The organism is Chloroflexus sp. MS-G, from assembly GCF_000735195.1.
Lineage (GTDB): Bacteria > Chloroflexota > Chloroflexia > Chloroflexales > Chloroflexaceae > Chloroflexus.
Genome location: NZ_JPIM01000138.1, coordinates 1 through 10,374 on the forward strand (window position 1 = coordinate 1; position 10,374 = coordinate 10,374).

Below are 10,374 nucleotides of genomic sequence, written 5' to 3' on the forward strand. Positions count from 1 at the left end.
ATGGAACAGGGTTGCACCGGTTGAAATCGGTGCTACGTCGCTGGTTTCGTTATTGAGCTGTTTGATGGCGACGCTGCGCGTGGGTTGCACCGGTTTCAGTGCCGGTGCTACGTCGCTGGTTTCTGCGCGAGCCACCAATCCGCAATGCAATGGAACAGGGTTGCACCGGTTGAAACCGGTGCTACGCCGCTGGTTTCTGCGCGAGCCGCCAATCCGCAATGCAATGGAACAGGGTTGCACCGGTTGAAACCGGTGCTACGTCGCTGGTTTCTGCGCGAGCCACCAATCCGCAATGCAATGGAACAGGGTTGCACCGGTTGAAACCGGTGCTGCGTCGCTGGTTTTGTCTATGATCGTCTCAGGAGGAGACCGGCGGGACCGAGATGGGAACCCGCCCCTCCCGCTCACCTCTGTTTCTACATCTGCAAGAGAGTACGGACTTGACACGCATTTTGATATAGGGTATCATTTTGAAGCCGCGTATGCGGAATCTTTTTTGGCTTCTTAAATAGATACATAGTATCAATATGAAACAAGCCCACTCTCACCCTCACCCACTGCCCGTTACCGTGCTATCGGGGTTTCTTGGTAGTGGCAAGACAACACTCCTCAACCACGTTCTGGCTAATCGGGCCGGTCTGCGGGTTGCTGTTATCGTCAACGACATGAGTGAGGTTAACATCGATGCCCACCTCATCCGATCTGGCGAAGCAGCCCTCAGTCGCACCGAAGAGCAATTGGTTGAATTGACCAATGGCTGTATTTGCTGTACCCTCCGTGAAGACTTGCTGGTTGAAGTTGCTCGCCTGGCTCGTGAAGGTCGCTTCGATTACTTGTTGATCGAGGCAACCGGTATCGCCGAACCGCTCCCAATTGCTGCAACCTTTACCTTCTCCGACCCCGATGGTACCTCACTGAGCGACATAGCCCGTCTTGATACGATGGTCACCGTTGTCGATGCCTTCAATTTCCCGCGTGATCTATACTCGCTCGATGAGTTGCGCGACCGCAATCTGGCTGCTGGCGAAGAAGACGACCGCACCGTTGTTGATCTGCTGATCGATCAGGTTGAGTTTGCCGAAGTTATTGTTCTCAACAAAGCTGACCTGGTAAGTGAGCACGATCTGGTGCGCCTGGAAGCGCTGTTGCACAAACTCAACCCAGAAGCACGCTGTATTCGCAGTGTATTCGGACAGGTGCCGCTTGACCAGATTCTCAATACTGGTCTCTTCAGCTTCGAGCGTGCCGCCCGAATGCCCGGTTGGTTGAAGGAACTGCGCGGTGAGCATACTCCCGAAACCGAAGAATACGGCATCAGGAGCTTTGTCTTTCGTGCACGCCGACCCTTTCACCCGCAGCGCTTATGGGAACTTCTCCACGAGGAATGGCCAGGTGTACTGCGCTCGAAGGGTATCTTTTGGCTGGCTACCCGCATGGAACAGTGTGGTATCTGGTCGCAAGCCGGTGCATCCTGCCGGATCGAACCGGGTGGCCGATGGTGGGCGGCAGTCGCAACACAGCCGGACGATCCTGCTGAAGCGGCGGCGCTCGCTGCGATCTGGGACGACCGGTGGGGAGATCGCCGCCAGGAATTGGTCTTTATCGGCCAGGACCTTGATGAGCCTGCATTACGAGCGCGCTTAGAACGATGTTTATTGACCGATGAAGAGATGGCCCTTGGCCCAGAAGAGTGGCAGACGTTCTCTGATCCGTTTGGTCGGTGGGAGATTGTCTCAATCATAGACGATGAGTGACGATCCATGCCTTGCTCAATCAGCATTGACAGGATCGCGTGCTTACGGCTATTATCAACGGCGTGTTTCGCAAGATATAACTATCGAAAGGGTCAACTAATATGAAAGTCGCTTACATCTTCGCTACTTCAGGACACACCGCTAGCTACAAGCTCGGTAAGATGATTCTGCCGCAATTGGAAGCCGGGAATCACGGTGCAATGGTCGTTGGGATGTTTTTCTTCGACGACAACACCTATCTGCTGCGAGCCGGTGACCCAATGGGCGAACGATTGGCAAAAGTTGCTGCCGAGCAAGGCATTCTCTTGATGATGTGCGATCAATGTGCTCTGGAACGGGGGTTGGCTGTCGGTGAGCCAGGCAATTGTCGAGTAACCGGTACCGTTGCCGGAGTACGGGTTGGTTGCTTCCCCGATCTTTACGCGGCACTGGCCGGTAATCCACCCGATCAGGTGATTACGCTCTAAGCGAGTGAATCGTTCTCTCGACATCTCGGTGAGGACGCCAGCCAACTGCTGTCAATAATCGGCCAGGCAGTATTCGAGTTCGGATGACTACCTGGGCATCTCGCCGGTCACCTGCCTCAAGGACGAGGCAGGGCTATCGGCAACGGCCCAGGGACAATAGTTTACCGTTTGAGATACATGCAATGATTGCACTGCAAAAACTCACCACGGAGCACACAGAGTACACAGAGCGTGGAAGGTTTATGAATAATAAGGATAATTTTTGGCCATTGGGTGCATGGAAGAAAAAATGTTCACAACCCTATGTTCAATGAAAGATAAAATCATCTTTAGTCTCTGCGATCTCCGTGGTCTCTGTGGTGGAAAGATCCCCTTTTTGCAGTGGAGTCATGCAATATCGAGGGAGGTTTTCGTATGTCCCGTCGCTGTGATCTAACCGGACGAGCACCGTCTTTTGGTCATAACGTGTCGTTCTCAAAGCGACGCACGAAGCGGCGCTGGCTCCCAAACGTTCAGGAACGACGGATCTGGGTTCCTGAAGAACAACGCTTTGTTCGCCTGAAACTCTCAGCGGCTGCACTTCGCGAAATTGAGCGCAAGGGCTTGCTTAAGGCATTGCGCGACCGCGGTCTTACACTACGTGATGTTGAGCGTCGTTCACGTTCCTAGGGTACTACTGCTATGTATCTGGACTGGTTGATCGTTGGTGGCGGCATTCATGGTGTGCATCTAGCTCTCGTTCTACGGGAACGATGCCACGTTCCAGCCGACCGCCTGCGCATTATCGATCCGCACGAACGTCTGCTGGCACGTTGGGACACCTGTACCACTGTCTGTGGTATGCGTTTTTTGCGCTCTACCCTGGTTCATCACCTTGCCCCTGATCCATATGACCTGCTGCAATTTGCCCAAAAGACAGGTGCCGGATCGCACCATTTTCATGGACGCTATCAGCGTCCATCGCTGGAAATCTTTCGAGCGCACGCACAATCACTGATTGAACACTACCGACTCCATGAGTATACGATTCATGGTCGTGTCTGTGGTTTGCAACGGCGCAACCTGATCTGGCAGGTCGAAACGGATCAAAGTGTGCTATCGGCACGTAACGTCATTCTGGCGTTAAGCTGTACAGAGCAATTACGCTGGCCGCAGTGGGCGCAATCGTTGCGGAACGCAGGGGGAACGGTGTGTCACCTCTACGAACCGGCATTTTCGCGAGATCGGATCGAAGAGGGTCAGACGGTTGCCATTATCGGTGGTGGAATCAGTGCCGCCCATCTTGCGCTCACGCTCAGCTCTGTTGCCCAGGTTACGCTTGTGATGCGACGACCAATCCAGATCGCACCGTTCGATAGCCCGCCGGGCTGGATGGGTCCGAAAGAGCTACGTCGTTTTCACGCTGAACCCGACCTGAACCGTCGGCGAGCGCTGATTACCGCTGCTCGCTTACCGGGGACAATGCCGGTCGAACTGGCACAGAGCCTGACAACCGCTGCCCAACAACACAAACTACGTCTTTTGATCGATGAAGTGTATGCTGCTACTCATGCGGATGGTGTCATCACGCTACAACTCAACCATCACCGATTGACGGTGCAAACGGTCATCCTCGCTACCGGTTTTACCGCCGAACGTCCTGGGCATCCATGGCTCGACAACGTTATCGCTGCCAACAACCTCCCTGTGGCAGCCTGCGGTTACCCCGTGATCGGCCCTGATTTGCAATGGGCGCCAGGATTGTTCGTCACCGGTCCACTGGCAGAATTGGAAATTGGTCCGGTCGCCCGCAATATCATTGGCGCCCGCCATGCCGGAGAGCGCCTTGTGCACCGGTACGTGAGTGGGTAGAGCGTTTCAAAGTTTTTTATTGCTCTTGCCATCAGTCAAGGTGATCTGAGCATCTTCGTTACTCGGCCACTCTCACTCAGTCTGTTACTGACTGCTCTTATTGCTCTGATCATTCCATATCTGCCGGTATTATTCAATCTGCTTACCGGCAAACCGTCTCGTACCGGACGCCTGGTGTTTGGTCGAGGTGAAGAGGATTGAACAAGAAGGCGGGTTGCGAACCCGCCTGCCGTAGCTTGCAGAGAACGATAGAACACTCTTCCCCTAACCGGTAGTGCGTAAACCGGCAGCAATAGCATTCACCAGATGCAACAGATCGATGAGGGTCACTTCGGCGGCCGGATCACCGGCTGCTTGCTGAGCACGCCATTGCGCCAGGAGTTCGATCTGGCGCTGGTGAAGCGGCGCCAGCCCGATCTGCCGTCGGGCTAGGGTCGCCGTGACTCGTGGTCGTCGTTGTTCGATAGGCATCCCAAAGATCGCTGTCAATGCTGCCTCAGTCCGTGCAAATTCAGCATCGATCAGTTCAAGGAATTGACGACGTATCGCGGCATCTTCAACCAACCCGGCATAGGCATGCATGATGTCGCGGTTTGCTGTCTGTAGGCTGGTACCAACATTTGCCAGCAGATAACGCAGGAGCGGCCAGCGCCACTGTTCGGCGCGCAGTCGTTCCCATGTTTCTGGGTCTTCCTGTTGTAGCGCGCTCAACGCACTCCCAACCCCGTACCATCCCGGCAAATAGAAGCGTGCCTGATTCCAGCTAAACACCCACGGGATCGCTCGTAAATCTGCCAGCGTCGCCTGTCCGGTACGTCGTGCCGGTCGTGACCCGATCCGACTCTGTTCAATCACATCGATAGGCGTGGCCTGACGGAAGAAGGTGATAAAGCCATCACGCTCAATCAGGTCGCGATAGGCTACCCTGGCCTGCCGAGCCAGCCAGCCGATGACCGGTTCCAGGGGATGGGGTTCCTCCGAATGGTGCTGTTGGAGCAACGTGTGCATCGTTGTTCCGGCCAGCAGAAGCTCTAGATTATACGCAGCCGTGAGCCGATTGGCATACTTCTGCGAAATAACCTCGCCTTGCTCGGTGAGGCGTAAATCACCGCTGAGACTGCCCGACGGCAACATCGCAATAAAACGATTGGTTGGACCTGCCCCACGACTGATCGTTCCACCACGGCCATGGAAAAAGCGGATGCGCACACCGCGTTCCTGACCTACCTTCACCATTGCACGCTGGGCTTGATACAACGCCCAATAGCTGGCTAAAATCCCCCCGTCCTTATTGCTATCGCTGTAGCCGATCATGACTTGCTGTACCAACTCGCCGCCCTGGGCCTGCACAACCAGACTACGGCGGGTCACTGGGTGATCGAGGATGTCAGCGAGTATCTTGGGGCTATGCTCAAGGTCTTCAATAGTTTCAAACAAGGGTACCACCGGTAACCGGCAAACCAGACCTTCTGGCGTGGCATACGCCAGACCGGCTTCCCGTGCAAGCAAATAGACGACCAGCACATCAGTGACATCACGGGTCATGCTGACAATGAGTGGCCCCAATCCAGCCGTTCCATAGCGGGCAATGTGCGCAGCCAGTACTCGATAGCACTCGACAACGGATGCAGCCTCTTGGCCGAGCGGTGTATTGGGGTGGGCAAAGGGGCGCGGTGATGCAACCTCACGTTCGAGCAGATCACGCCGTCGCTCAGGATCGAACAGGTCATCGGAAGAGAGACCGGCAGCTTCCAACAGTTGCGCCAGAGCACGGTCGTGAAACTGACTGTTTTGCCGAATGTCCAGGGTTGCCAGATGAAAACCAAAGGTGTCAACCAGTTGCATCAGGGGTCGAATCTCAGCTTCGGCTAGCCGCTCGGCGCCGATGGCCCGGAGATGGTCGGCAAACTCGCGCAGGTCGTTGAGCAACTCACTTGCACAGCGGTATCGATCTGGCTCGTCTATCAGGCTGGCCGCCTCAGCCGGTTCATCATCAATTGGTAATCGTGCTCGCATGAGATTAAGTGCCTGACGCCACGGCTCATTCGGATTGCGCGCAATTGCCTGTACGCCACGCCCGCCCAGACCACTTGCCATACGCCGAATCTGGTCAGTAAGGCCGGGCGGTGTGGGCACGAGCATGTCAGAAATGCTGAGGTGACTGGCTGCCTGTCGTAACCGCCGACGTAACAACCGCAATGCTTGCAGACGCATTTCACGCAAGGTTTGAGCGGTAATCTCGGCGGTTACTAACGGGTGCCCATCCCGATCCCCACCAACCCAAGAGCCAAAGCGAAGGCGCGGCCAGGTATCGCGCAGGAGAGCAGGATCGAACCCCGCTCCCTGCCAGGCATAGCGCAATTGATTATCAAGCACCGGCAATACATCAGGGAAGACGTTGACCAAATAGTGCAAGACATTACGAACTTCAGCCGGTACACCTGGTTTACTTAAAAAAACGTCGCCGGTGCGCCACAAGCGTTCGAGCAGATTCTCAATATCGGCCTTGATTTCGGCTTGCTCGGCTGGTGACCACCGTTGACTCTCGCGTCGCACTAGCAATAGATACAACTCACGGTAGTGCGCGAGCACCGTTGCCCGTTTCGCTTCAGTCGGATGAGCGGTTAACACCGGTTCGACATGAATATGAGGCAAAGCGGCTGCAATCTCTTCGGCAGTGATACCAGCAGACTGAAGTTTTTGGATCGCGTCACGCCAACGTCCCGACTCAGGCCGTATAGTTGGATCACGATCGGCGATGCGACGCTGTTGCACAGCCGCATTTTCCTCGGCGATATTGAGCAACTGGAAAGCGATGATCATCGCCTGCGCCAGCTCGCGAGTCGGAACGGAATTGTGGCGTTCAGTCCCATCAAGCCAGGGAAGTGCTTGCGCTACGTTCCCAGCACCGACATCGTGCAATACCTGCGCAAAGCAATCAAGCAAGAAGGAAAAATCTTGATCAGCCTTTTCTTGATCAAGTGGGCGCATGGGCATAGGGGTTAACCTTTCACTACGCTATCTGATTTGCAATCATACCATAAAGGGGAGAGAGTGAGAGGGTGAGAACGGATGCCGCAGAGGAGCGAGTGGAGAGGAAAGAGAAGGCGGGCCGCAATGTGGGCCGGTGCAGCAGATGAGTTGACACCGGATCGTATCATTGCGATAATCCTGATAGAGGGATCAGGCAATATATCCGAATTCACGGCATCGTCGATGTCCGCGCAGAAGGGTGACCTGTCTGCGCAGTGCTTGACTTTTGTCGAAGATACCTCTTCAGCTTCGCCTGCGGCCATCAGGTCTGATTGAGCGTTGATTGACAAGCGTAGGCTGGCTGTAAAGAACCTCTTGACAGATGATGTGCCAGGGAGTACAATTTTAGTAGTTCGGAATTGAACAACTATGGTAGAAACGAACCTTTTAGAACAACTTACGGCGCTGGGGCTTACCGAGTATGAAGCGCGAGTCTATCTGGCATTGCTGACCGATCACCCCGCAACCGGGTATCAGATCAGCAAATTAGCCGGTATACCGCGGTCGATGGTGTACGAAGCACTAGGACGGTTAGAGGCGCGGGGGGCAGTGCTGAAATCGGTTGAAGAGAAGGCAACGCTCTATCAGCCTATTTCACCGGCGATCTTGCTCGACCGTTACGAACGGGAGGCTCGCGAGCGGGCTGCGGTGTTGCGCAATCAACTGATGCCCCTCTTTCGCCATGAAGAGAGTGATCGCCTCTGGAACTTTAGCGGTCGGAAAGAGGCATTGGCTGCGGCACGCGAGTTGATCGATAGTGCTACCCGTGAGCTGATGCTGGTGCTGACCGATGCCGATGTCGAGGCGCTTTATCAGCCGTTGGCTGCGGCGCATGAACGCGGAGTAGCGTTGGGTGTCATTCTCACCGGTGAGGCCCCCTTCTCGTTTGGGCAGGTTGTGCGCCATCCCAAGCGTGAGACCGAGTTGCACGGCATGGTAGAGACCTTAATTGTAGTTGCCGATGAACGCGAATTTCTGATCGCCTCTGGTCATCTGGCAACAACCGCAACCGTGACTACAAACCGCAATATGGTCTTAATTGCCCGTCAGTTCATCTGGATGGAACTGTTCGCGCAACGGATTTTCGCTCGCCTCGGTGATGATCTGCTCGCTCGACTCGATCCTGAAGACCGACAGGTATTGCACTCATAACCGGTCACTCACCCAGCGCCGAAGAGGAGGCATTGACATGACGACACTTTCGCAGGCTGCTCCCTGGCGACAACTGTCGCAATGGTTTCACGATGAGATTCTCGAACCGCTGTTCGTGGTGCTCACGCTGATCGGGATCGTCGTTGGTATCTGGCTGGAGGGAGCCGGTGCACCTGATTCCCTGACTCTGCTTGTTCATCTTGCGACCTATTTTTTTGGCGCATTTTACGCAGTACGGGCAATTATCGAGGCGTTACGTCACTGGTCAATTGAAGTCGATCTGCTGATGGTACTGGCGGCGTTAGGGGCTGCCTATCTGGGTGATTTTACCGAAGGCGCGATTTTACTCTTTCTCTTCTCGTTGAGTAATGTGTTGCAGGCGTATGCGCTGCGTCGTACCGAACAAGCGATCACCTCATTGATGGCACTGCGACCCGATACGGTACGGGTGCGCCGTCATGGTCACGAGCTTGATCTGGCCGTTGAGCATGTCCAGGTTGGGGATATTGTGATCCTTCGTCCAGGCGATCGGGTACCACTTGACAGCGTGATCGAACGCGGTGTAGGCACGTTTGATGAATCGGCGCTGACCGGTGAGTCGATGCCGGTGCAGAAGGGACCGGGTATGACCGTACTAGCCGGGACGCTCAACCAGACCGGTGCGCTAGAGGTACGGGTTACGAAGCCGGCGAGCGAGAGCACACTAGCGCGGGTGATTGCAATGGTAAGTGAGGCGCAGGCGCGCAAAGCACGCACACAGAGTTTTCTTGAGCGGTTCGAGCAGCGCTATGCGATTGGAGTGATTGCAGCGGTTGCGCTCTTCATACTACTCGTTCCTCTGAGCGGAATGACATTCGCCGATACGTTCTATCGGGGGATGGTGCTCCTGACCGTTGCCTCACCGTGCGCTCTGGTTATCAGTGTACCGGCGGCGTTGCTGAGCGCAATTGCGTCGGGAGCGCGGCGCGGCGTGCTCTTCAAAGGGGGTGTTCATTTGGAGGAGCTGAGCCGGGTGCGCGTGATTGCTTTCGATAAGACGGGAACCCTGACCTTTGGTAAACCAGTGGTAACCGATCTGGTACCGATGACAGGGGTGAGCGAGTATGAATTACTTGCCACGATTGCCCGGGCCGAACAGCCCTCAGAACATCCGATTGCGCGGGCCATTTTACGTGCTGCTGAAGAGCAGTCAATCGATGTTGTTCCGCCAGAGCAATTTTCTGCGGTAACCGGTATGGGGGTGCGGGCAACGTGGGATGAGATTGAGACGTTGGTTGGCTCACCTCGCCTGTTTGAAGCGAGCGGGATCGCGGTTCCAACGGAGCTCCTCGCGCAGGCTGATGCGTTGATGAAGCAGGGCCGGGGAAGTGTGTTATTGGTGTGGCGTGGTGGCCGTTGGTTGGGGCTGGTAGCAGTGATGGATCGCGAACGCCCCGATGCTGCGCAGCAGATTGCTGCCCTGCGGGCAGCCGGTATTGAACGCATTGTCATGTTGACCGGCGATAATGCGCTGGTGGCTGAGGCAATGGCACAGCGGTTGGGGGTCGATGAGGTGTACGCCGAGTTGTTACCCGCCGACAAATTGCATCTGGTTGAGCAATTACGGCAACGCTACGGTGGTGTGGCAATGGTCGGCGATGGGGTTAATGACGCACCGGCACTGGCGGCAGCAACGGTTGGCATTGCGATGGGCGCTGCCGGTACCGATGCTGCACTGGAAACAGCCGATCTGGTCTTGATGCGAGATGATCTTGGCGCTATCGTGTATGCGTTGCGGTTGAGTCGGCGGACGCAGCGCATTATCTGGCAGAACATTGTGTTTGCGCTGGCAGTTGTGGTGGTGCTGGTGCTAACGACATTAACTGTAGGAGTGCCGTTGCCGTTGGGGGTGGTTGGTCACGAGGGTAGTACAATTATCGTCGTGCTGAACGGGTTACGCTTACTCCTGTTTCGCTGAGTGCAGGCAGGTGTCGAGCGATTACAGGACGAACCTTCTGAGCGACATTTCCACTCTTCTTCGCGGGAGCGAAAGGGGGAGGGTGTGGTGAGGAAGAAGCTCTCCCCCTCATTAAACCTTCCTCTCTCCCACCACCCCCTTGCGGGCCGGTGGCCCGCGT

Annotated in this window: 8 protein-coding genes; 7 read left to right on the forward strand and 1 reads right to left on the reverse strand. The window is 55.6% G+C overall.

Features of this window, described 5'->3' with window-relative positions:
• The 5 genes from JE47_RS20715 to JE47_RS0117840 all read left to right on the forward strand — a co-directional run.
• A partial coding sequence (locus tag JE47_RS20715) for a hypothetical protein (RefSeq protein WP_035419868.1) occupies window positions 1-247 on the forward strand: 247 nt, incomplete at its 5' end.
• A gap of 280 nt (window positions 248-527) precedes the next feature.
• Window positions 528-1,754 carry a zinc metallochaperone GTPase ZigA gene (gene zigA, locus JE47_RS0117825; protein WP_031461051.1) on the forward strand — a complete coding sequence of 409 codons (1,227 nt, stop codon included), beginning with the start codon at window positions 528-530 and terminating at the stop codon, window positions 1,752-1,754.
• 101 nt (window positions 1,755-1,855) lie between these two features.
• Entirely contained in the window at window positions 1,856-2,221 is a 366-nt protein-coding gene (locus tag JE47_RS0117830) for a SaoD/DsrE family protein (protein ID WP_031461052.1), read from the forward strand.
• Between the two features lie 414 nt (window positions 2,222-2,635).
• Window positions 2,636-2,890 carry a 50S ribosomal protein L28 gene (gene rpmB, locus JE47_RS0117835; RefSeq protein WP_031461053.1) on the forward strand — a complete coding sequence of 85 codons (255 nt, stop codon included), beginning with the start codon at window positions 2,636-2,638 and terminating at the stop codon, window positions 2,888-2,890.
• 12 nt (window positions 2,891-2,902) lie between these two features.
• Entirely contained in the window at window positions 2,903-4,072 is a 1,170-nt protein-coding gene (locus JE47_RS0117840; RefSeq protein WP_031461054.1) for an FAD/NAD(P)-binding protein, read from the forward strand.
• 264 nt (window positions 4,073-4,336) lie between these two features.
• On the opposite strand, the gene JE47_RS0117845 is transcribed toward JE47_RS0117840, so the two are convergent.
• A complete protein-coding gene (locus JE47_RS0117845) occupies window positions 4,337-7,063 on the reverse strand; it encodes a phosphoenolpyruvate carboxylase (protein ID WP_031461055.1) in 2,727 nt (908 codons plus the stop codon).
• A gap of 411 nt (window positions 7,064-7,474) precedes the next feature.
• Between JE47_RS0117845 and JE47_RS0117855 the strand changes: the two genes are divergently transcribed.
• Together JE47_RS0117855 and JE47_RS0117860 are read left to right on the forward strand one after the other, a co-directional pair.
• The gene (locus JE47_RS0117855; RefSeq protein ID WP_031461057.1) at window positions 7,475-8,257 is read left to right on the forward strand and encodes a TrmB family transcriptional regulator; all 783 of its coding nucleotides are present in this window, start codon (window positions 7,475-7,477) and stop codon (window positions 8,255-8,257) included.
• Window positions 8,258-8,294: 37 nt separating this feature from the next.
• Entirely contained in the window at window positions 8,295-10,214 is a 1,920-nt protein-coding gene (locus tag JE47_RS0117860) for a heavy metal translocating P-type ATPase (RefSeq protein ID WP_031461058.1), read from the forward strand.
• Window positions 10,215-10,374: the final 160 nt, after the last annotated feature.

Coding starts and splice junctions, on each gene's coding strand:
- zigA (WP_031461051.1), top strand. CDS start 528: ATGAAACAAGCCCACTCTCACCCTCACCCACTGCCCGTTACCGTGCTA.
- JE47_RS0117845 (WP_031461055.1), bottom strand. CDS start 7,063: ATGCGCCCACTTGATCAAGAAAAGGCTGATCAAGATTTTTCCTTCTTG.
- JE47_RS0117840 (WP_031461054.1), top strand. CDS start 2,903: ATGTATCTGGACTGGTTGATCGTTGGTGGCGGCATTCATGGTGTGCAT.
- JE47_RS0117830 (WP_031461052.1), top strand. CDS start 1,856: ATGAAAGTCGCTTACATCTTCGCTACTTCAGGACACACCGCTAGCTAC.
- JE47_RS0117860 (WP_031461058.1), top strand. CDS start 8,295: ATGACGACACTTTCGCAGGCTGCTCCCTGGCGACAACTGTCGCAATGG.
- rpmB (WP_031461053.1), top strand. CDS start 2,636: ATGTCCCGTCGCTGTGATCTAACCGGACGAGCACCGTCTTTTGGTCAT.
- JE47_RS0117855 (WP_031461057.1), top strand. CDS start 7,475: ATGGTAGAAACGAACCTTTTAGAACAACTTACGGCGCTGGGGCTTACC.